This window comes from Pseudoduganella sp. HUAS MS19, from assembly GCF_053615455.1.
Genome location: NZ_CM132133.1, coordinates 950,206 through 969,034, shown reverse-complemented (window position 1 = coordinate 969,034; position 18,829 = coordinate 950,206). Strand labels below are relative to the sequence as shown.

Sequence of the window (18,829 nt, the reverse complement as noted above, 5' to 3'; positions counted from 1 at the left end):
CTATCTTATTGCGGCGCACAAGAGAGGAACAGCCTTAGACGCCAGCGGGGTTCCGTTAACGTCAATTGGCGAAATATTATACTGTTGAATAATCGAAATTCCGTCATTCGTTCGCATCGCAAGTCACTGCCTGCGCCGAAATTCTGCAACCGTGCTGCTATGCGGAATGTTTATCCGCCCAAAACCTGGGCAGCCGAGCGCCAGAAGCCATCCGGCACGTACAGCAGCAAGGTGGTCATCGTAAGGTAGCGCGCCAGTTTGCCGATCGCCATATACAGGACGGAGGGCCAGAACGGCAGCTTGAGCCAGCCGCCCAGCGTGCACAGCGGGTCGCCGATACCCGGCACCCAGGACAGCAGCATGGTCTTGGCGCCATAGTGCGCCAGCCAGCCGAACCAGCGGCTCGAACGTTCTTTGGCGAAGGCTTTCTTGGCGTAATAACCGATCCAGTAATCGACGATCCCGCCCAGCGTGTTGCCGACCGTGGCGACGGCAATGGCCGGCCAGAACATTTGGGGGTTGGCTTTACAAACGGCAAAGACAGCAGGCTCCGAGCCCAAGGGCAGCAGCGTGGCAGAAACGAAACTGATGATAAAGACGGATGTCAGCCCCACTTCCGGCGCTGCAATGAGGTCCAGCAGCCAGCGAATAGCGTTTTCAATCATGGCTCAATTATAATCATCCGTACCAAGCTCAAAGCACGTTAGACATCCTGCCACCCGCATACCCGCATGGCAGGCGTGCGCCCCCTTCGGTTACCCGCCGTTGTCAGTCTTTGCACCACACCTTTACCTTTGCAAATCATGACTATCGACTACCTGAAGAAAATCCTGACCTCCCGCGTCTACGACGTGGCCCATGAAACTCCGCTCGAACTGGCACCGATTCTCTCGCAACGAGTTGGCAACCAGATTTACTTCAAGCGCGAGGACGTGCAGGACGTCTTTAGCTTCAAGGTACGCGGCGCTTACAACAAGATGGCGAATCTGAGCGACGCGCAATTGAAGCGCGGCGTCATTTGCGCCTCCGCAGGCAACCATGCGCAAGGTGTTGCCCTGTCCGCAGCCAAACTCGGTTGCCGCGCCCTGATCGTCATGCCCGCCACCACGCCGCTCCTTAAAGTCGAATCCGTGCGCCGCCGCGGCGGCCAGAGCGTGGAAGTGGTGCTGCATGGCGAGTCCTATACGGACGCCTACAACCACGCCCTGCAACTTGAAAAGGAGCAGAAGCTGACCTTCGTGCATCCGTTCGACGATCCTGAAGTGATCGCCGGCCAGGGCACGATCGCCATGGAAATCCTGCGCCAGCATTCCGGCCCGATCCACGCGATCTTCGTGCCGATCGGCGGCGGCGGCCTGATTGCCGGTGTCGCAGCGTATGTGAAGCAACTGCGCCCGGATATCAAGGTCATTGGCGTGCAAACCATGGATTCGGATGCAATGGGGCGCTCGATCAAGGCCGGAGAGCGCGTGACCTTGTCCGATGTTGGCCTGTTTGCCGACGGTACCGCGGTGCGCCTGGTGGGAGAGGAAACGTTCCGCCTCGCGCAGCAGTTTGTCGATGAAGTGATCGTGGTCGATACCGATGCGATCTGCGCGGCGATCAAGGACGTGTTCACCGATACGCGCTCGATCCTGGAGCCTTCCGGCGCGCTGGCCGTTGCCGGAGCCAAGGCTTATGTCGAACGCGCGGAGATGGGCAAGTATCCGGTGCAGGGTGAAACGCTGGTGACCATCTGCAGCGGCGCCAATATGAACTTTGACCGCTTGCGCTTTGTGGCGGAGCGCGCAGAGCTGGGCGAGTCGCGCGAAGCGGTATTTGCGGTGACCATGCCGGAACAGCGCGGTTCGTTCAAGCGCTTCTGCAGCCTGGTGGGTCCGCGCAATGTGACGGAGTTCAACTACCGTATCAGCGACCAGGAGCAGGCGCACGTGTTTGTCGGCGTGCAGATTGCCGATCGCAGCGAATCGTCGACGATTGCCCGGCGCTTTGAAGAGAATAACTTCAAGACGCTGGACCTGACGCATGACGAACTGGCCAAGTCGCACCTGCGCCACCTGGTTGGCGGCAAGAGCGTGCTGGCGAAGGATGAATTGCTGTATCGCTTTGAGTTCCCGGAGCGTCCCGGGGCGCTGATGCGCTTCCTCGATTCGATGGCGCCGGAGTGGAACATCTCCTTGTGCCATTACCGCTCGCAGGGCGGCGATGTGGGGCGGATTCTGATCGGCTTGCAGGTGCCGGCGCAGGATGCGGAGAAGTTTGCGCAGTTCCTGGCGACGCTGGGGTATCGCTATTGGGATGAGACGCAGAATCCGGTTTACAAGCTGTTCCTGTAAAACCGGTAAACCTGGGTCTGACCCGCAGGGTCGGACCCAGCCTGCGGCGCCGCCACCGGTTCATCCCGCGGCTTCAAGACCGTAGGGTGTCTGGCCCTGCGGGTCAGACACCGAATTACCGGTTTTTGGTAAACTGGCAGACTGTCCCGCAAAACGAAGTCCGCCATGTCCAACCTCCCAGAACACTCCCCCCTCGGCAAAACCTCCGCCTACCGCACCGATTACGCGCCGGAACTGCTGTTCCCCATCCCGCGCCAGGCCAAGCGTGACGAGTTGGGCCTGAAAGGCACCCTGCCCTTCTTCGGCGTGGATATCTGGAACGGCTATGAGCTGTCCTGGCTGAACATGCGCGGCAAGCCGCAAGTGGCAGTGGCGCGCTTCACCATCCCGGCCGACTCGCCAAACTTGATCGAATCTAAATCTTTCAAGCTTTACCTCAATTCCTTCAACCAGACCAGGCTGGCCGGGCCCGACGCTCTGAAAATCCTGCTGCAGCAAGACCTGTCCTCCGCCGCCGGCGCGAATGTGCACGTCACCCTGACCATGCAGGAAGACTTCGAAAAGCTCGGAATGGGCGAGCTGGAAGGGCAGTTGCTGGACCGCCTCGACATCGATGTCGACAGCTATTCCCCGCAGCCGGAAACCCTGAAAGCCAACTTCGACGAACTGCCAGTAGAGGAAACCCTCGTTTCGCACCTGCTGAAGTCGAATTGCCTGGTCACCGGCCAGCCGGACTGGGGCACCGTGCAGATCAGCTACTACGGCCCGCAGATCGACCAGGAGAGCTTGCTCAAATACCTGATCGGCTTCCGCGAGCATAATGAATTCCACGAGCAATGCGTGGAACGCATCTTCACCGACATCCTGCGCCAGTGCAAACCTCAGCATTTGACGGTGTATGCGCGGTATACCCGCCGAGGCGGCCTTGATATCAACCCTTGGCGCACCAACTTTAGTAGTGCCCAGCGGCCGTCCAACTTGCGCAACGCCCGCCAGTAAGGGTTTTTTCCACGTGGAAACATTGCGTGAATTTCGAGTTACACGGCTGAGAAACAAGCCTATAATGCGCTCGCTACTGCACATAATGTCGCGTCATGAATAACCTGAGCAAAATCCTTTCGCTAGAGAACGTCCAGCTCGACCTGGAAGTCTCCAGCAAAAAGCGCGCTTTCGAGCAAGCCGGCCTGATCTTTGAGAACAACTGCGGCATCGCTCGCTCCACCGTGTCGGACAACCTGTTCGCGCGTGAACGCCTGGGCTCCACTGGCCTCGGCCACGGCGTCGCGGTACCGCACGGGCGCATCAAGGGTTCCAAGAGCCTGAAGTCGCCGTTGGCCGCCTTCGTGCGCCTGGCCGAGCCGATTCCATTCGAATCGCCGGATGGCAAGCCTGTGAACCTGCTGTTCTTCCTGCTTATTCCAGACCACGTGACGCAGCAGCACCTCGAGATCCTGTCCGAGATCGCGGAAATGTTCTCCGACGACGCCTTCCGCCAGGCCCTGACGGAAGACCCGGACCCGAAGTCGGTCTACAGCCGCATCGTCAACTGGCAGCCTAGCCTGCAAGCGGCAGGTTGAACATGCTGCAAACGCCGCTGACGATCCAGAGACTGTACGACGACAATCGCGAAACCCTGCAGCTGGGCTGGTTCGCCGGCTTTCCCGGCGGCGAACGCCTGATCTCCGGCGACGTTGCTTCGGCGGCCGACCAGGTCGGCCACCTGAATACCATTCACCCTGGCCGCATCCAGGTGTTCGGCCATCAGGAAATCAATTATTACCAGCGCCTCAAATCGCTGACGCGCGCCCACGTGATCGGTGAACTGATCGCGGGCGGCCCACCGGCGCTGATCATCGCGCAGGGCCTGGAGACGCCGCCGGACATCCTGGCGATCTGCGACGAGAAGAATATTCCGCTGTTCTCCACGCCGCTGCCTGCCGCACAGGTCATCGACTTCCTGCGCGTCTACCTGTCGAAGAAGCTGGCGCAACGCATCATCATGCATGGCGTTTTCATGGACGTGCTGGGCGTGGGCGTGCTGATTACCGGCGACTCCGGCCTCGGCAAATCCGAGCTGGGACTTGAATTGATTTCACGTTCGCACGGCCTGGTGGCCGACGATGCAGTTGAATTCGCCCGCATCGCGCCGAACATGATCGAAGGACGCTGCCCGCCGCTGCTGCAAAACCTGCTGGAAGTACGCGGCCTGGGCCTGCTCGATATCAAGGCGATCTTCGGCGAGACCGCCGTGCGCCGCAAGATGCGCCTGAAGCTGATCGTGCACCTGGTGCGCCGCTCCGCGCTGGAAGAAGAAGTGGAACGCCTGCCATTCCAGTTCCCGACCGAAGACGTGCTGGGACTCCCGATCCGCAAAGTTGTGATTCCGGTCGCAGCCGGCCGCAACATCGCGGTACTGCTGGAAGCTGCGGTACGCAACACCATCCTGCAATTGCGCGGCATCGATACGCTGCAGGAATTCATGGAGCGCCAACGCCAGGCCATGTCAGGTGACTGAGCCGACTTAATGGTACTATCGGTCGCATGCGAATCGTCCTACTCACCGGGATCTCCGGCTCCGGCAAATCCGTTGCGCTGAATGTTCTCGAAGACATCGGCTACTACTGCGTCGACAACCTGCCGCCTGCCCTGCTGCCGGACCTGATCAACCGCCTTGCTATTGAGGGAACGGATGCATTGGCCGTCGCAGTCGATGCACGCAGCGCCTCCAGCCTTGCCAGCCTGCCCGGCGAATACCGTAAGCTGAAAGAAGACGGCCACGAAGTAAAGGTGATCTTCCTCACCGCGAACACGCATTCGCTGGTGGCGCGCTTCTCCGAAACCCGGCGCAGCCACCCGCTGTCACACGAACTGGCGCCGGGCCAGAACCCTGCGGCGCGCCGTACCCTGATCGAATGTATTGCCGAAGAACGTGAACGCCTGTCGGCAATCCAGCAGCTTGGCATCGTGATCGACACGTCGGAGATGAACGCCAACAAGCTGCGCGCCTGGGTCAAGGACCTGGTGCACAGCGAGAATGCGCCGCTGACTCTCTTCTTCGAATCCTTCGCCTTCAAGGTCGGCGTACCGCTCGACGCCGATTTCGTGTTCGACGTGCGCGCCATTCCCAATCCGTACTACGACCTCACATTGCGCCCATTGAACGGCCGCGACGCGCCGGTGATCGCCTTCCTCGATGCCCAGGAAAGTGCGGAAGAAATGTTCCAGGATATCAAAGGCTTCGTCAGCAAATGGCTGCCGCACTTCAAGCGCGACAACCGCTCCTACCTGACGGTGGCCGTCGGCTGCACCGGCGGCCAGCACCGCTCAGTCTACATGGCCGAGCGCCTGGCGCGCCACTTCGCGCCGACCGAGACGGTGGTTCTGCGCCACCGCGAGCAATCGTAGAGCCGATCACTCCAGCCGCAGCTGCCAGTAGCTGACGTCGATCCAGCGGCCGAACTTGCGGCCCACTTCCTTGAAGGCGCCGACGGGCTGGAAGCCCATCTTCTCGTGCAGGCCGACGCTGGCTTCATTGGGCAGCGCGACGCCGCCGATCACCAGGTGCACGCCGCTCTGGCGCAGCAGGTTGAACAAGTGCTGGTACAGCCTGCGCGCGAAGCCTTTGCCGCGCACTTCCTGCTGCAGGTAGATTGAGCTTTCGACCGAAAAGCGATAGGCCGACCGCTCCTTCCATTTGCTGGCGTAGGCGTAACCGAGGACTTTGCCGTCCTGCTCCAGCACCAGCCAGGGCAGCTTGGACGAAATCACTCTGGTAATGCGGTTGGTCATATCGTCGACGCTGACTTCGGCCTCTTCGAACGTGATGGTGGTGGTTGCGACGTAGTGGTTGTAGATCGCAGCGATGGCAGCGGCATCGGCCGGGTGGGCTGAGCGTATGGTGGTCATGAGCGCTTGGGTAAAGTGGATGACCCAGGCAATACAGCAAGATGCGGGCCAGCCGTCAGCCGGCCCCGTGCACCAAATTAATCCAGCCAGTGCACTACTTCGATCGTATGCTGGTCCGGATCGGTGATCATCGTCCCAAAATAGCGCTCGTTGACATCAGGACGCAAGCCCGGCGTGCGCAATGAAGCGGCGCCCTGCGCCATGGCGTTGGCGTGGAAGGCGTGCGTCGCCAGCTGCGATGGCGACTTGATGGCGATGTGGCCGCGCTGGCCCACCAGCGGCGCGTCGCCCTGCGCCGGATAGATGGCGAAGGCCCAGTGGCCGTCGGCACCGAAGATGGCCTGCTTGTCGTCCTGGTGCTGGACGCTGTAGCCGAGCGGCTCCAGGCAGGCTTTATAGAATTCCACCGCGCGCGGCAGGTCGCGGGTGGCAATGGATACGTGGTCAATCATGATGCTCTCCTTTCAAACAACGAGCCATCATCTTAGGCAGTCGGTGCGATACGATTTCTCGATTTCGCGCAAGGCGGCGGGAAAATTTCCCATGCCGTGTTAGCATTTCGCCATGAATCAACTGTCCATCATCGCCATCGCAGCTTTACTGACGCTTCAACCGGCACACGCAGCAGGCCAGCACACAAAGTTTGAGCTGGACTGGAAGCGTGACGGCGAAGTCTTGACCTACCAATCCTGCGGCTGTGCCGACTCGTGCTGGATTGCTGAACTCAGGAAGGCCAAAAAGATCAAGGCCCGCCTGCGCTGCGACTGCGAGGGGCTGTACTTCGCGAAAGGCCAGGAAGCCGAACAGCTGGTGTCGGCCACCTGTAACGAATTCAACGGTGACGGCAAGATGGACCTGATACCCCAACGCATGAAAGAACTGGAGGCAAAATGAGCCTGGCCGTATGGTTGGCGGCAGCCGCAATCGGTTCCACCCCTTTCGATCCGGATCCGGCGTGGAGCTGCACTGCGCGGCACTATTCCGCTTTCGTTTCTCCTTCCGGGACTTCCGCCCCATGGCCGGTCCTGAAAGCCCTGCCGGTCCATTTGCGTGGCAGGAAGGCCAAGCTGCTGAACACCTCGGGCGCCATCGCCGGCGGTCGAACGCATGTCATGTACGTTGATCCAGCGTCCGGCAGCGCCTACATCGAGCAATCCGCCGGCACGGCGGATACCGTGGTGATATTCGGGCCGTTGCCCAAAATCGCCTGCAAGGATCCATCAGCCGTTGATGTCCTCGATCTCGCGCACTATTTCATGGACACCTACGCGGAAGAGGTCTCCTCCGGCGACCGCAAAGCCCTCGCCAATCGCTATTCACGTCGCGGCACCATCTTGATTGGCGGCGAATGGAAGGAGGAGCTAAGCCATGAGAGGCTGTCCAGCGAATTCGCGACGAGCTGGAAACCGCCGGCGACTTTCCGCTGGCAGAACCTGGCATTCGAGAAGCTGAGCGATCAATCGGTAATGATCACAGGCGGCGTCGCTCGCAGCGACAAGGCCGGCGGCGAGACTGCCTCCCAGTCGTATGCCGTGCTGCTGGTCAAGGAAGACGGAGAACTGCGCATCCGCATGGAGAGCGGCGCGCCGCCAATCAGGCCGCAGCTCGGCCGCCGGTAACAATGAATTTTGCTGCGGCACCGGATTTTTGATCTATTATCTGCCTATGGCGATCTCTTTACTGCTTGCAGCGGCGCTGGGCGCTGCACCCATCGAACCGGAACCAATCTGGCGTTGCACGGCTGCGCACTACGCCAGCTTCGTGTCGCCATCCGGCACCCGTGAAAAGTGGCCAACGGTGCCCAAGTTGCCCGAGCAATTGCGCGAAACCCGTCACATGACGCTAAACTCGCCTGGCATGGTGCCCGGCGGGCGGGCGCACATGATGTACGTCGACACCTCCGCCAAAGTGGTCTACATCCTGCAGACTTCCGGACCGGCCGATTCCGAAGTCGTGTTCGGCCCGTTGCCGCCAGTGGACTGCCCGAAAGAGTAATGCAGGCCAATTCGTCGTTTTACCTCGCGGCCAGGGAGCGTTTCCCTGCCCTGGCCCAGAGCAGCGACCGCAATTTCCTTTCCTGCTGGGCAGAGCAGCCTTCGCCGGAGAGCGCTTATAGCTGGTTCGAATGCGTCGCCAATGTCCTGAATGAAGAAATGAAGCGGGAAAATGACCTCGCCGAGTGTTCCGGATTCTTCGAATTTACCGCCAACGTTTTCGTGTCCGCCAGCCAGGAAGTCAGGCAGTGCATCGACGTTGCGTTGGTGGAGAACCTGTTCTGGCAAGTGCCGCCTGCCAAGGCTGCCGCATACTGGAAGAAATTGCCGCCGCAACTCCAGGCCCTGTACGTCAACTTCCACCGCAAGCCTCCGCTTTAAGATCCCCTGAACCATGCCAACCATCTTCACCCATCCCGCAATTCCGCTGGCGCTCGGCGTCGCACTCGGTCCGAACCGTATTTCACGCCGCCTTCTGTTGGCAGGCATGGTTGCATCCATCGTGCCCGACATGGATGTCATCGCCTTCAAGTTTGGAATCGCGTATGCGGACCAGTTTGGCCATCGCGGCGCATCGCATTCCATTGCCTTCGCACTGGCGCTGGGCGCATTGGCGGCACTGCTTGCGCCCCTGTTGCGCGCAAAGCGCTGGATTGCATGGGCCTTTGTATCGTTTGCCTGCGTTTCCCATCCTTTGCTGGATATGTGCACGACAGGAGGCTTGGGTGCCGCACTGCTATGGCCATTGTCTGATCAGCGCCTGTTTTTCCCGACCCAGGTGATCCGCGTGTCGCCATTAACGCTTGAGCGGTTGCTCGGGCCTGCTGGAATGACGGTGGTCAGGTCTGAGTTGCTATGGGTCTGGCTTCCATGCCTCGCCGTGATGCTCGCCGCATTTGCCGTGCGTACGCGGCTTCCCAAGTTCCATGTTACGCAAAATGGCGTTTTCAGACCTGTCGCCATGGCCCGTGAACTGGGCATTTCCGGCGCCATGCTCGCGCTAGCTGTGGCCTGGCATTTCGCTGGTGATCGCAGGCTGCTTGAAACGATTGTTGTGATCTCGGTCATGACCCTGGTCAGATGTTTCCAACTGCGCGCGATGGACCCGGATGGCGCTCCAGTGGCAGCAACCAAAAATGACATGCTGCTGTTCACCAAACCTGGCCTCCTTCGCTCAGTGGAACAAATACCGATAGCGAGCATCGAACAAGTCAAAGTCTACGGGCCGAACGGCAACCGATACTACCGCTTCGAGCTCACTGGAAAGGAGGCAAAAGTATTTGCAACTTTAATGGGCCTTGAGGCGGAGCAGGCTGTGATCTCCTTCCTGCGGAAAGCTTTGCCGTCAAAGGTAGTGATCGCAAACGCCCCGCAAACCTTCGTTGAAAAGGTAAGGGGCAAGCAGGCTTAAAGCGTCAGCTTAGTCTCGAACTTGGAGCAGTTCATCGCGAACAGGCTCTTCACGTTGATCACGTTGTGGTGGGAGGTGAAGACGCGGCGCGTGAAGGCGCTGTATTCCTCCATCGACTCCACCGTAACGATCAGGTGGAAGTCGAACTCGCCCGCCACCTCGTAGCACGACATCACCTCCGGCTCGGAGCGCATGCGGTGTTCGAACTGCTTCAAGATGTCGGTATTCTGCTTCTCCAGTTCGACCGAGACGAACACTGTCAGCGGCCGCCCGGCCAGCGCACGGTCGACCAGCGCCACCGCCTTCACCAGCACGCCATCGGCACGCAGTCTTTCGATGCGGCGCTGGCAGGTCGCGACCGATGAATGCACGCGCTCTGCGATCTCGCGCAGGGGCGTGCTGGCATCCTCTTGCAGGATATTGAGGATGCTGCGGTCGATCCGGTCCAACTCCCTCATGCGAGGTGCCGCAGTGGATGCGCCCAGGCCGGCCAGCATGGTTCGAAGAACCGCTCCACCATTGCGGGCGTGACTTCGGCCAGGGTCGCGGGATTCCACTTCGGCTGGTTGTCCTTGTCGATCACCAGCGCACGCACGCCTTCGAAAATTTCGCCGTGTTCGAAGTTGCGGCGCACCAGGTTGCGCTCCATGCGCAGGCAATCCGACACGCCCAGCGCGGCGCCGCGCTTCAGCAGTTCGTGGGTCACGCTCATCATCAAGGGCGAGCGTAATTCCATCGCCTTGAGCGACTTCTGCGCGAAAGGCGTGCTGTCGCCGCGCAGCGAATCCATGATGGCCGGCACCGAACCGGCGGAGAAATGCTTGTCGATCAGGGCGCGCTGCGCCTCCAGTTCGCTGTCGCCGGCGAACGCATTGTGCGGGCCGGCAAAGACGGCAATCGCATCGCGCAGCGACTCGCCGGGAGTGGACTCGAACAGCGCTGCCAGACCGGCCAGTTCCGTTTCCGGCACGAAGTAGTCTGCCAGGTCCAGGTAGAGCGCGTCGGCCGCGCCGACCGTCAAGCCGGTCAGCCCGAGCCACATGCCGAGCCGCCCCGGCGCATGCGACAGGAAATGGCTGCCGCCCACGTCAGGGAACAGGCCGATATTCACTTCCGGCATCGCCATCTTGGTACGGCCGGTGACGATGCGCACGCCGCAGTCAGGCCCACCCTGTGCGATCCCCATGCCGCCGCCCATCACCACGCCATCCATCAGCGCCACATAAGGCTTGGGGTAGAAATGGATCAAATGGTTAAGCGCATATTCTTCGGTGAAGAAGTCTTCCAGCAGGGCGCTGCCGCCTTGTGTATTGGCGCGGCCGACGTCATGGAAAAAACGGATATCGCCGCCGGCACACAGCGCGCGTTCACTGCTGCTGCGCACGACAACCGCCGCCACGGACGCATCGTCGCGCCACGCCAGCAGCGCTTGCGTCATCGCGCGCACCATGTCGAGGGACAGTGAATTGAGGGCTTTGGGCCGGTCCAGCGTGATGAAGCCGGTGCCGTTGGAGATGTGGGTTTGGACGTGTTCGCTCATGCAAATATTTTAACGCACCCTGGCCGCAAAAAAGGGCGCCAATTGCGCCCTTTGGTGTGCTACACGGCCAGTCCTTTACATGGCGGTGGGTGGTGCTTCGTACGTATCCGGGAAATGCTTGATGGCCGCATGATTGTGGTTCTGCACACGGTCTTTGTATTTCATGACCTGGCGATCCAGTTTGTCAATCAGGGTGTCGATGGCGGCGTAGAGGTCTTGCGACAGGCTTTCGACGTACACGGTTTTGCCAGACATGCGCAGGTTGATTTCGGCTTTCTGGCGTTTCTCTTTCTCGGTGAGGTTATCTACAGTCAGGATGACAGCAATATCGATTACTTGATCGAAATGGCGCTTGACTCGTTCCAGCTTGTTCTGCACGTATTCGCGAATGGCCGGGGTCACTTCGACATGATGTCCACTGATGGTGAGATTCATACACACTCCTAAAGATGATGTCGCTCTCGAGTTCGTGCGCGCCGAAACGCACAGAGGAACCCATGCACTACAAAGATTTGCGGAGGCTTACCGGAGGGATTTTCAACGCTTCTCGATATTTGGCAACAGTCCGTCGCGCAATCACCATGCCTTGTTCTCCCAGCATGTCCGCAATCTTACTGTCGGATAAAGGATTTTTCGGGTCTTCTGCTCCTGTCAATTGCACGATCAGTGCCCGTATCGCAGTCGAGGAAGCTTCACCCCCAGCTTCGGTCGCGACGTGGCTACCAAAGAAATATTTCAACTCAAACATGCCATGTGGGGTGAGCATGTATTTTTGAGTTGTTACGCGAGAAATAGTGCTCTCGTGTAGTCCCAGTGTATCAGCAATTTCACGCAACACAAGGGGTCTCATGGCCACCGCGCCATGACTGAAAAAGTTCTTTTGTCGTTCTACTATCGCCTCCGCCACGCGTAGGATCGTGTCGAAACGCTGGCGCATATTCTTGATCAGCCACTTGGCTTCCTGCAGCTGGCCATTCATCTGCGACTCGCTCTTGCCTTGCTTGAGCAGGTTGGCGTACAGCGCGTTCACGCGCAGGCGCGGCACCACGTCGTTATTCAGCGTGACCAGCCAGCCGCCGCGGCCCTTCTTCACGATCACGTCCGGCACCACATAGTCTGACTCGCCTGACGCAAATTCGGCGCCCGGATGCGGGTTGCACTGGCGGATCACGCACTGCGCTTCGCGCAAGTCTTCGTCGTCGCAGTCGAGGGCTTTCTTCAGCTTGGTGAATTCGCGCTGGGCAAACCAGGTCAGGTGCTTTTCGACGATGGTCAGCGCCATGCGGCGCGTCACCAGCGGCACGCCCGGCATGCGCTTGATCTGCAGCGCCAGGCATTCGGCGGCATTGCGCGCGGCAACGCCGGGCGGGTCGAAACTTTGCAGCAGCACCAGGCTGCAACGCAGGTCGTCCAGCTCGATCTCCAGCTCGGGCGGCAGGCGCTCGTGGATTTCTTCCAGCGGCTCCTCCAGGTAGCCGTTATCGTCCAGCGCATCGATGATCAGCTCCATCAGCGCGCGGTCGCGCGGCTCCTGCACGGTGACGCGCATCTGCTCCAGCAGGTGTTCGCGCAGCGTGCAGCCGGAAGCTTCCAGTTGCGGGCGGCTGTCTTCGTCGTCGGCGGATTTGCTGCCGGAGCTGGCGCTCCAGTCGGTGTCGTCGCTGCCGTTGCCGGCGCTTTCGCTGTCGCCGCCTTCATAGCCTTCGCCATCGGCAGCGGCGGGGGCGTCGCCGCCCTCGCCTGGCGCGCCATCAGGTGTGGGCGCGGCGGGGCCTTCCGAGCCATTGCCGTTGCCCTGGCTGATGGCGCCATCGGCCAGCAGGCGCACCGAGTGGTCGAGCGGATCGTCAAGGCGCTCCAGCATGGGATTGTCGCCAAGCAGCTGTTCCAACTCCTGGTGCAGTTCCAGCGTGGACAGCTGCAACAGGCGGATGGATTGTTGCAGCTGCGGCGTCAGCGCCAGGTGTTGCGAGGTTCGCAGTTGCAGTGTTTGTTTCATGGCCTTCGCTTACATGCGGAAGTGTTCGCCGAGGTAGACACGGCGTACGGATTCGTTGGCAATGATGTCGTCCGGGCGGCCCGAAGCCAGCACGGCGCCCTGGTTGATGATGTAGGCGCGGTCGCAGATGCCGAGGGTCTCACGCACATTATGGTCGGTGATCAGGACACCGATATTGCGCTCCTTCAGGAAACGCACAATACGTTGGATTTCGATCACGGCGATCGGGTCCACGCCGGCGAACGGTTCGTCCAGCAGCACGAAACGCGGATTGGTGGCCAGGGCGCGTGCAATTTCCACGCGGCGGCGCTCGCCACCGGACAGCGACAGGGCCGGATTCTCGCGCAGCTTCTCGATTTGCAAGTCGGCCAGCAGCGCTTCCAGGCGCTGGTTGATCTCGGCCTTGGCCAGCGGCTTGCCGTCGACCCTCTGCAGTTCCAGCACCGCGCGGATATTTTCCTCCACGGTCAGCTTGCGGAACACCGAAGCTTCCTGCGGCAGGTAGGACAGGCCCAGCGCGGCGCGCTTGTGGATCGGCAGGCTCGATACGTCGGCGCCGCCGATATCGATGGTGCCCGCATCGGAGGCCACCAGGCCGACGATCATGTAGAAGGAAGTGGTCTTGCCGGCGCCGTTAGGGCCCAGCAGGCCGACCACTTCGCCGCAGTCGACTTGCAGCGAAACGTCGTGCACCACCTGGCGTTTGCCATAGGTTTTCTGGAGGCCGCGCACGACCAGCGTGCTGGCGCAGGTATTTGCTTGCATGCTTACTTCTTCTCCGTGGTGGCGGCAGGCGTGGTTGGCTGGGCCGCAGGCGTGGTTGGCTGGGCCGCAGGCGGTTCGGTGCGGGCCGGCTGGATCACCATGGTGCCGCGGCCGCCGCCCGGCTTGCTCTCGCCGCTTGCGGTATTGCGCACGCTGAAGAATTCCTTGCGGCTGTCGTAGGAGATGAACTCGCCCTGCACTTCATCGTTCTGCTTGCCGCCTTCCAGGCGGCGGATGGTGGCTTTGTTGAACATTTTCACCAGCTCAACCTGTTCCTCATATTCGATACGCTCGGCGTCGCCTTCCACCCACTGATCGCCGGCGCCGTCGCGCTTCTGGCGGAAGGTGGCTTTCTTGCCGTCGCCGAACAGGGTTACCTGCTGGTAGCCTTCCGGCGTCAGCTTGACGAAGGCGCGCTCGGCCGTCATGGTCAGCGTGCCGCGGGTCAGCCTGACGCCTCCCTGCAGCACGGTGATCTGCTTGACATCGTCAATGTCCATCGAGCCGTAGCTGATGTTGGTCGGCTTGTAGGAGTCGGCTTTCTCGGCCAGCGCCGGAGCCGCGACTCCCAGCAGCAAGGCTGCCGACAAGAGTAGTCGTTTCATAGTCATTCCTCAGTTATTGGTCCGCGGCCTTGGGCGGAATCTGCAGCGTGCCATTGCCGGCAAGGTGCATTTCGCGCGTCGCGTTATTGGCGCGCATGCTGTTGGCCGAAGCGGTCGTATTGCCTAGCCGCAGCTTCACCGGGCGGTCGGTTTCCATGCGGTCTTCGTCCGGGAAGATCACCAGCTTGTCCGATTCCAGGTGCAGCAGTTGCGAGTCCGGCGCCGCGGCGCGGTCGATCGTGACATGGCCGCTCAGGGTGACGCGGCTGTTGACGTCGTCCACCCGCGCCGTGTCCGCCACGATTTCCATCGGCGGCTTGTCGGCGGACAGGCTGCGCACGCGCGGCTGGTCGATCTCGGATGAATCGTCGATCGGGCGGTGGGTCAGCCGGTTGCCGGCAATAATATAGCTCGGTTTGCCTTCCCGCGTCATGCGCACGAAGGAGAAGTTGTCGATGATGTAGTCCGGCTCGTTCATGCGCAGGTCGGCCTGCATCTGTTCATCGGCCCGGTTCAGCAGTTCGAGCAGGTAAAAGCTGCCGAGCGCCGCCAGCAGCACGACGATCATGCCGATGGAAAGGCGGAAGCGGTGGGCGGTCCTCTGGTTACGCATTGCCGGCTCCCTTACGCCAGGAACTGGGCCATGACGCGCTCATAGCTGCCCGTTGCGTGCAGGACGAATTCACAGGCTTCGCGCACGGCGCCGCGGCCGCCTGCGGCCTCGGTGATGTAATGGGAGCGCTCATGCGCCTCCTTGCGGCCGTTCGGCACGCTGACGGCAAAGCCCACGCGGCTCAGCAGCGGCAAGTCCACCACGTCGTCGCCGATAAAGGCGACCTGCTCTTCGGCCAGCCCGAGCTCGGCCAGCAAGGCCTTGAACGGGGTCAGCTTGTCGTGGCCGCCCTGGTGCACGTACTCGATGCCCAGGTCGCGGGCACGCGCCAGCACGATCGGCGTGCGCCGCGCGCTGATGATCGCGGTCTTGATGCCGGCTTCCTGCAGCAGCTTGATGCCCAGGCCGTCGTGCACATTGAAGGTCTTGATCATTTCGCCCTCGGGGCCATAGCTCAGGCTGCCGTCCGTCAGCACGCCGTCCACGTCAAAGATGAACAGGCGCACCTTGGCGGCGCGGGCGACCAGCTCTTCACGGTTCAGCATCATCAGATCACCTTGGCGCGCGTCAGGTCGTGGATGTGCAGCGCGCCGACCAGCGTGCCGTCCGGGTCCACCACCAGCATCTGGTTGATGCGGAATTCTTCCATGACCGCCACCGCATCCACCGCCAGCTGGTCGGGGCCGACGGTGCGCGGGTTCAGGTGCATCACATCCTTGATGACGACCTTGTTGAAGTCCTGCACATTCTCGATCATGCGGCGCAGGTCGCCGTCGGTGAACACGCCGACCGGCTTGTTGGCGGCATCGACGATGGCCGTCATGCCCATGCCCTTCTGGGTAATTTCCAGCAGGGCGTCCGGCAGGCGCGTTTCCGGCCCCACGGCAGGGATGGCGCCATCCTTGCGCATCACGTCGCGCACGTGTGTCAGCAGGCGGCGGCCGAGGGCGCCGCCAGGGTGGGAGCGGGCGAAATCTTCTTCCTTGAAGCCGCGCAGCTCCAGCAGCGCGACCGCGACCGCGTCGCCCAGCGCCAGCGTGACGGTGGTGGAGGCGGTCGGCGCCAGGTTCATCGGGCACGCTTCCTTCGCCACCGACACGTCCAGGTGCACGTCGGCCAGCCTGGCCAGGCTCGATTGCGGCTTGCCGGTCATGGCGATCACGTGGCCGCCCATGCGCTTGACCACCGGCAGGATGGCCATCAGCTCGGCCGCTTCGCCGGAATACGAAATGGCAATCACCACATCTTCCGGGGTCACCATGCCCAGGTCGCCGTGCGCCGCTTCGGCCGGGTGCACGAACAGGGCCGGGGTGCCGGTGGAGGCCAGGGTGGCGGCAATCTTCTTGCCGATATGGCCGGACTTGCCGATGCCGGAGACGACAACGCGGCCTTTGCATTGAAGCAACAAGGACACGGCCTGGCCCACCGTCTCGTCGTTGGCCAGGCGCGCATTCAGCGCTGCCAGGGCATCCGTTTCGACTTGCAGGGCCGCGCGCGCCAGTTCCAGGGCACGCGTTGCGGTCTTGGCATCAAAAGATTTCAGCATTGATTTTTCATGGGTTACACTCATGCCCGAAGTATAGCCGAATTAGATAAGCAAAAAACTTGCCAGACAAAACAAACAACGGATGTTCTCCCCCCTCGAACTGACCCTTCTCCTCCTCGGCAGCGCCGTCCTCGGCGTAGTAGCCTTCCGTATGATGCACCTGCCGCCGATGCTGGGTTACCTGGCCGTCGGCATCCTGCTCGGCCCGCATGCCATGGGGCTGGCCGAACAAAGCCACGCGACCGAGTTGCTGGGGGAATTCGGGGTCGTGTTCCTGATGTTTTCCATCGGCCTGGAATTCTCCCTGCCCAAGCTGATGGCCATGCGCTCGATCGTGTTCGGGCTGGGCATGGCGCAGGTGGGGCTGACCATTGGCGTCACCATGCTGTTCGGCTGGCTCATCCACTTCCTGCTGCCGCCCTCGATCCAGCTGGGCTGGCAGGCCTCGTTCGCGCTGGGCGGCGCGCTGGCCATGTCGTCCACCGCCATCGTGGTCAAACTGCTGACGGAACGGCTGGAGCTGGAAAGCGAGCACGGGCGCAAGATCATCGGCATCCTGCTGTTCCAGGACCTGGCGGTGGTGCCGCTGCTGATCCTGATCCCGGCCCTGGCGCAGAACCCGGCCGACCTGCCCAAGACCCTGGGCCTGGCCGGCCTCAAGGCGGCCGTGGTACTGCTGTTGCTGCTCGTTGTCGGCCAGAAAGTGATGCGCAAGTGGTTCACCATCGTCGTGCTGCGCCGCTCGCAGGAACTGTTCATGCTCAACCTGCTGCTGGTGACGCTGGGCGCGGCCTGGATTACCGAGCAGGCCGGCTTGTCCATGGCACTGGGCGCCTTCGTGGCCGGCATGCTGATTTCCGAGACCGAGTACAAGCACCAGGTGGAAGAGGACATCAAGCCTTTCCGCGACGTGCTGCTGGGCCTGTTCTTCATCACGGTCGGCATGCTGCTCAACGCGCGCGTGGTGCTGGAGAACTGGTGGCTGGTGCTGCTGCTGCTGGCCGGCCCGGTGCTGCTCAAGTTTGCCCTGATCGCCGGCCTGGCGCGCCTGTTCGGCGCCTCCACCTCGACTGCCATGCGTACCGGACTGGCGCTGGCCCAGGCCGGTGAATTCGGCTTCGTGCTGCTGAACGTGGTGGGCGGCATGAAGCTGGTCGACCCTTTCGTGGTGCAGGTGGTGCTGGCCTCGATGGTGCTGTCGATGCTGCTGGCGCCTTTCCTGATCGCGCAGTCGGACAAGATCGTGCTGAAGTTCTCGGCCAACGAATGGATGATGCAGTCGCTGAACCTGACCAATATCGCAGCGCGCACGATGGCGGCGCAAAAGCATGTGATCGTGGCCGGGTTCGGCCGCTCGGGCCAGTCGCTGGCTACCCTGCTCACCGAAGAGAAGATTCCATACCAGGCGCTGGACCTGGACCCGCTCCGGGTCCAGGAAGCCCAGGCTGGCGGCGCCAACGTCTCCTATGGCGACGCGGCGCGGCGCGAGTCGCTGGTGGCAGCGGGCATCAAGCGCGCTTCGGCGGTGGTGATCACTTATGCCTCCACGCCGTCTGCGCTGCGGGTACTGCAGCTGGTACACGAACTGGCGCCGGAGCTGCCGGTGATCGTGCGCTCGCATGACGATTCGGACCTGGACCGCCTGAAGGAAGCCGGGGCCGCCGAAGTGGTGCCGGAGCTGATGGAAGGCTCGCTGATGCTGGCCTCCCACGCGCTGGTGATGCTGGGCGTGCCGCTGCGGCGCGTGGTGCACCGCGTGCAGCGGGCGCGCGAGGAGCGCTATGCTTCGCTGCGCGGCTACTTCCACGGCGCCAGCGACAGTGGCGAGGAGTCGGAAATGGTGCGCCTGCATTCGGTGCCGCTGGGCGAGCAGGCCTCGTGCATCGGCAAATGCGTGAAGGACCTGGGGCTGGATGAAACCGGCGCCGAAATCTCCGCCATCCGCCGCGGCAAGGTGCGGCTCGAGGCCGACGCTGGCACCACGCTGGAGGCGGGCGATGTGGTGGTATTGCGCGGCACCGCCGAGGAAGTGGCGCGCGCGGAAAACGACCTGCTGGCCTGAAACCGGTAAACCAGTGTCAGACCCTTAGGGTCTGACACTTGCCTGCTGCCGT

General features: G+C 61.7%; 23 protein-coding genes. 11 read left to right on the top strand and 12 right to left on the bottom strand.

Features of this window, described 5'->3' with window-relative positions; all coding sequences use genetic code 11:
- Positions 1-170 precede the first annotated feature (170 nt).
- Entirely contained in the window at positions 171-665 is a 495-nt protein-coding gene (locus tag ACWBU6_RS04535; protein ID WP_452647649.1) for a YqaA family protein, read from the bottom strand.
- A 138-nt stretch (positions 666-803) separates the two neighbouring features.
- Here ACWBU6_RS04535 and ilvA point away from each other — a divergent pair, with 138 nt between their 5' ends.
- The 5 genes from ilvA (at position 804) to rapZ (ending at position 5,741) form a co-directional block, all read left to right on the top strand.
- Complete coding sequence (ilvA, locus tag ACWBU6_RS04530) at positions 804-2,336, top strand: threonine ammonia-lyase, biosynthetic (RefSeq protein ID WP_452647648.1); 1,533 nt, start codon at positions 804-806, stop codon at positions 2,334-2,336.
- 165 nt (positions 2,337-2,501) lie between these two features.
- On the top strand, positions 2,502-3,335 hold the full coding sequence (gene queF / locus ACWBU6_RS04525) for an NADPH-dependent 7-cyano-7-deazaguanine reductase QueF (protein WP_452647647.1): 834 nt from the start codon (positions 2,502-2,504) through the stop codon (positions 3,333-3,335).
- A 95-nt stretch (positions 3,336-3,430) separates the two neighbouring features.
- Positions 3,431-3,913, top strand: a complete 483-nt coding sequence (locus ACWBU6_RS04520) for a PTS sugar transporter subunit IIA (RefSeq protein ID WP_452647646.1) — start codon at positions 3,431-3,433, stop codon at positions 3,911-3,913.
- 2 nt (positions 3,914-3,915) lie between these two features.
- Positions 3,916-4,851, top strand: coding sequence for an HPr(Ser) kinase/phosphatase (gene hprK, locus ACWBU6_RS04515; protein WP_028101576.1), 936 nt, complete (start codon positions 3,916-3,918; stop codon positions 4,849-4,851).
- A gap of 26 nt (positions 4,852-4,877) precedes the next feature.
- A complete protein-coding gene (rapZ, locus tag ACWBU6_RS04510; RefSeq protein WP_452647645.1) occupies positions 4,878-5,741 on the top strand; it encodes an RNase adapter RapZ in 864 nt (287 codons plus the stop codon).
- Between the two features lie 6 nt (positions 5,742-5,747).
- Here the strand turns inward: rapZ and ACWBU6_RS04505 are convergent, their stop codons facing one another.
- Positions 5,748-6,242, bottom strand: coding sequence for an arsinothricin resistance N-acetyltransferase ArsN1 family B (locus tag ACWBU6_RS04505; protein WP_452647644.1), 495 nt, complete (start codon positions 6,240-6,242; stop codon positions 5,748-5,750).
- 77 nt (positions 6,243-6,319) lie between these two features.
- Positions 6,320-6,694 carry a VOC family protein gene (locus tag ACWBU6_RS04500; protein WP_452647643.1) on the bottom strand — a complete coding sequence of 125 codons (375 nt, stop codon included), beginning with the start codon at positions 6,692-6,694 and terminating at the stop codon, positions 6,320-6,322.
- Positions 6,695-6,806: 112 nt separating this feature from the next.
- Between ACWBU6_RS04500 and ACWBU6_RS04495 the strand changes: the two genes are divergently transcribed.
- Genes ACWBU6_RS04495 through ACWBU6_RS04475 form a run of 5 tightly spaced genes read left to right on the top strand, consistent with a single transcriptional unit; the run spans position 6,807 to position 9,647 of the window.
- Positions 6,807-7,136 (top strand): hypothetical protein, encoded by a 330-nt coding sequence (locus ACWBU6_RS04495; RefSeq protein ID WP_452647642.1) that lies wholly within the window; start codon positions 6,807-6,809, stop codon positions 7,134-7,136.
- On the top strand, positions 7,133-7,861 hold the full coding sequence (locus ACWBU6_RS04490; RefSeq protein ID WP_452647641.1) for a hypothetical protein: 729 nt from the start codon (positions 7,133-7,135) through the stop codon (positions 7,859-7,861). The genes ACWBU6_RS04495 and ACWBU6_RS04490 overlap by 4 nt, the downstream gene beginning before the upstream one ends.
- Before the next feature lie 46 nt (positions 7,862-7,907).
- Positions 7,908-8,237: a hypothetical protein gene (locus tag ACWBU6_RS04485; RefSeq protein WP_452647640.1), complete on the top strand. Its 330-nt coding sequence runs from the start codon at positions 7,908-7,910 to the stop codon at positions 8,235-8,237.
- On the top strand, positions 8,237-8,617 hold the full coding sequence (locus ACWBU6_RS04480; protein ID WP_452647639.1) for a DUF7674 family protein: 381 nt from the start codon (positions 8,237-8,239) through the stop codon (positions 8,615-8,617). Before ACWBU6_RS04485 ends, ACWBU6_RS04480 begins: the two co-directional genes overlap by 1 nt.
- A gap of 13 nt (positions 8,618-8,630) precedes the next feature.
- Positions 8,631-9,647: a metal-dependent hydrolase gene (locus ACWBU6_RS04475; RefSeq protein WP_452647638.1), complete on the top strand. Its 1,017-nt coding sequence runs from the start codon at positions 8,631-8,633 to the stop codon at positions 9,645-9,647.
- Here ACWBU6_RS04475 and ACWBU6_RS04470 read toward each other — a convergent pair.
- The 9 genes from ACWBU6_RS04470 to ACWBU6_RS04430 form a co-directional block, all read right to left on the bottom strand.
- A complete protein-coding gene (locus ACWBU6_RS04470; RefSeq protein ID WP_090438714.1) occupies positions 9,644-10,105 on the bottom strand; it encodes an Lrp/AsnC family transcriptional regulator in 462 nt (153 codons plus the stop codon). The genes ACWBU6_RS04475 and ACWBU6_RS04470 overlap by 4 nt on opposite strands.
- Positions 10,102-11,187, bottom strand: a complete 1,086-nt coding sequence (locus tag ACWBU6_RS04465) for an enoyl-CoA hydratase/isomerase family protein (RefSeq protein ID WP_452647637.1) — start codon at positions 11,185-11,187, stop codon at positions 10,102-10,104. The genes ACWBU6_RS04470 and ACWBU6_RS04465 overlap by 4 nt, the downstream gene beginning before the upstream one ends.
- Before the next feature lie 75 nt (positions 11,188-11,262).
- Positions 11,263-11,622 (bottom strand): ribosome hibernation-promoting factor, HPF/YfiA family, encoded by a 360-nt coding sequence (hpf, locus tag ACWBU6_RS04460; RefSeq protein WP_130315877.1) that lies wholly within the window; start codon positions 11,620-11,622, stop codon positions 11,263-11,265.
- Between the two features lie 67 nt (positions 11,623-11,689).
- Complete coding sequence (locus tag ACWBU6_RS04455) at positions 11,690-13,186, bottom strand: RNA polymerase factor sigma-54 (protein WP_452647636.1); 1,497 nt, start codon at positions 13,184-13,186, stop codon at positions 11,690-11,692.
- Positions 13,187-13,195: 9 nt separating this feature from the next.
- A complete protein-coding gene (lptB, locus tag ACWBU6_RS04450) occupies positions 13,196-13,951 on the bottom strand; it encodes an LPS export ABC transporter ATP-binding protein (RefSeq protein WP_452647635.1) in 756 nt (251 codons plus the stop codon).
- 2 nt (positions 13,952-13,953) lie between these two features.
- Complete coding sequence (lptA, locus tag ACWBU6_RS04445) at positions 13,954-14,556, bottom strand: lipopolysaccharide transport periplasmic protein LptA (RefSeq protein WP_452647634.1); 603 nt, start codon at positions 14,554-14,556, stop codon at positions 13,954-13,956.
- A 13-nt stretch (positions 14,557-14,569) separates the two neighbouring features.
- Complete coding sequence (gene lptC, locus ACWBU6_RS04440; RefSeq protein ID WP_452647633.1) at positions 14,570-15,169, bottom strand: LPS export ABC transporter periplasmic protein LptC; 600 nt, start codon at positions 15,167-15,169, stop codon at positions 14,570-14,572.
- A gap of 11 nt (positions 15,170-15,180) precedes the next feature.
- Positions 15,181-15,717: a KdsC family phosphatase gene (locus tag ACWBU6_RS04435; protein WP_452647632.1), complete on the bottom strand. Its 537-nt coding sequence runs from the start codon at positions 15,715-15,717 to the stop codon at positions 15,181-15,183.
- A complete protein-coding gene (locus tag ACWBU6_RS04430; RefSeq protein ID WP_452647631.1) occupies positions 15,717-16,715 on the bottom strand; it encodes a KpsF/GutQ family sugar-phosphate isomerase in 999 nt (332 codons plus the stop codon). Before ACWBU6_RS04430 ends, ACWBU6_RS04435 begins: the two co-directional genes overlap by 1 nt.
- An 82-nt stretch (positions 16,716-16,797) precedes the next feature.
- Between ACWBU6_RS04430 and ACWBU6_RS04425 the strand changes: the two genes are divergently transcribed.
- Positions 16,798-18,777: a cation:proton antiporter domain-containing protein gene (locus ACWBU6_RS04425; protein WP_452647630.1), complete on the top strand. Its 1,980-nt coding sequence runs from the start codon at positions 16,798-16,800 to the stop codon at positions 18,775-18,777.
- Positions 18,778-18,829: the final 52 nt, after the last annotated feature.

What these genes read in the sequence shown, in the direction of transcription:
- ACWBU6_RS04475 (WP_452647638.1), top strand. Translation starts at nt 8,631, where the DNA reads ATGCCAACCATCTTCACCCATCCCGCAATTCCGCTGGCGCTCGGCGTC.
- lptC (WP_452647633.1), bottom strand. Translation starts at nt 15,169, where the DNA reads ATGCGTAACCAGAGGACCGCCCACCGCTTCCGCCTTTCCATCGGCATG.
- ACWBU6_RS04495 (WP_452647642.1), top strand. Translation starts at nt 6,807, where the DNA reads ATGAATCAACTGTCCATCATCGCCATCGCAGCTTTACTGACGCTTCAA.
- queF (WP_452647647.1), top strand. Translation starts at nt 2,502, where the DNA reads ATGTCCAACCTCCCAGAACACTCCCCCCTCGGCAAAACCTCCGCCTAC.
- ACWBU6_RS04490 (WP_452647641.1), top strand. Translation starts at nt 7,133, where the DNA reads ATGAGCCTGGCCGTATGGTTGGCGGCAGCCGCAATCGGTTCCACCCCT.
- ACWBU6_RS04465 (WP_452647637.1), bottom strand. Translation starts at nt 11,187, where the DNA reads ATGAGCGAACACGTCCAAACCCACATCTCCAACGGCACCGGCTTCATC.
- ilvA (WP_452647648.1), top strand. Translation starts at nt 804, where the DNA reads ATGACTATCGACTACCTGAAGAAAATCCTGACCTCCCGCGTCTACGAC.
- ACWBU6_RS04430 (WP_452647631.1), bottom strand. Translation starts at nt 16,715, where the DNA reads ATGCTGAAATCTTTTGATGCCAAGACCGCAACGCGTGCCCTGGAACTG.
- ACWBU6_RS04470 (WP_090438714.1), bottom strand. Translation starts at nt 10,105, where the DNA reads ATGAGGGAGTTGGACCGGATCGACCGCAGCATCCTCAATATCCTGCAA.
- ACWBU6_RS04500 (WP_452647643.1), bottom strand. Translation starts at nt 6,694, where the DNA reads ATGATTGACCACGTATCCATTGCCACCCGCGACCTGCCGCGCGCGGTG.
- lptA (WP_452647634.1), bottom strand. Translation starts at nt 14,556, where the DNA reads ATGAAACGACTACTCTTGTCGGCAGCCTTGCTGCTGGGAGTCGCGGCT.
- lptB (WP_452647635.1), bottom strand. Translation starts at nt 13,951, where the DNA reads ATGCAAGCAAATACCTGCGCCAGCACGCTGGTCGTGCGCGGCCTCCAG.
- rapZ (WP_452647645.1), top strand. Translation starts at nt 4,878, where the DNA reads ATGCGAATCGTCCTACTCACCGGGATCTCCGGCTCCGGCAAATCCGTT.
- hpf (WP_130315877.1), bottom strand. Translation starts at nt 11,622, where the DNA reads ATGAATCTCACCATCAGTGGACATCATGTCGAAGTGACCCCGGCCATT.
- ACWBU6_RS04505 (WP_452647644.1), bottom strand. Translation starts at nt 6,242, where the DNA reads ATGACCACCATACGCTCAGCCCACCCGGCCGATGCCGCTGCCATCGCT.
- ACWBU6_RS04520 (WP_452647646.1), top strand. Translation starts at nt 3,431, where the DNA reads ATGAATAACCTGAGCAAAATCCTTTCGCTAGAGAACGTCCAGCTCGAC.
- ACWBU6_RS04535 (WP_452647649.1), bottom strand. Translation starts at nt 665, where the DNA reads ATGATTGAAAACGCTATTCGCTGGCTGCTGGACCTCATTGCAGCGCCG.
- ACWBU6_RS04485 (WP_452647640.1), top strand. Translation starts at nt 7,908, where the DNA reads ATGGCGATCTCTTTACTGCTTGCAGCGGCGCTGGGCGCTGCACCCATC.
- hprK (WP_028101576.1), top strand. Translation starts at nt 3,916, where the DNA reads ATGCTGCAAACGCCGCTGACGATCCAGAGACTGTACGACGACAATCGC.
- ACWBU6_RS04435 (WP_452647632.1), bottom strand. Translation starts at nt 15,717, where the DNA reads ATGATGCTGAACCGTGAAGAGCTGGTCGCCCGCGCCGCCAAGGTGCGC.
- ACWBU6_RS04425 (WP_452647630.1), top strand. Translation starts at nt 16,798, where the DNA reads ATGTTCTCCCCCCTCGAACTGACCCTTCTCCTCCTCGGCAGCGCCGTC.
- ACWBU6_RS04480 (WP_452647639.1), top strand. Translation starts at nt 8,237, where the DNA reads ATGCAGGCCAATTCGTCGTTTTACCTCGCGGCCAGGGAGCGTTTCCCT.
- ACWBU6_RS04455 (WP_452647636.1), bottom strand. Translation starts at nt 13,186, where the DNA reads ATGAAACAAACACTGCAACTGCGAACCTCGCAACACCTGGCGCTGACG.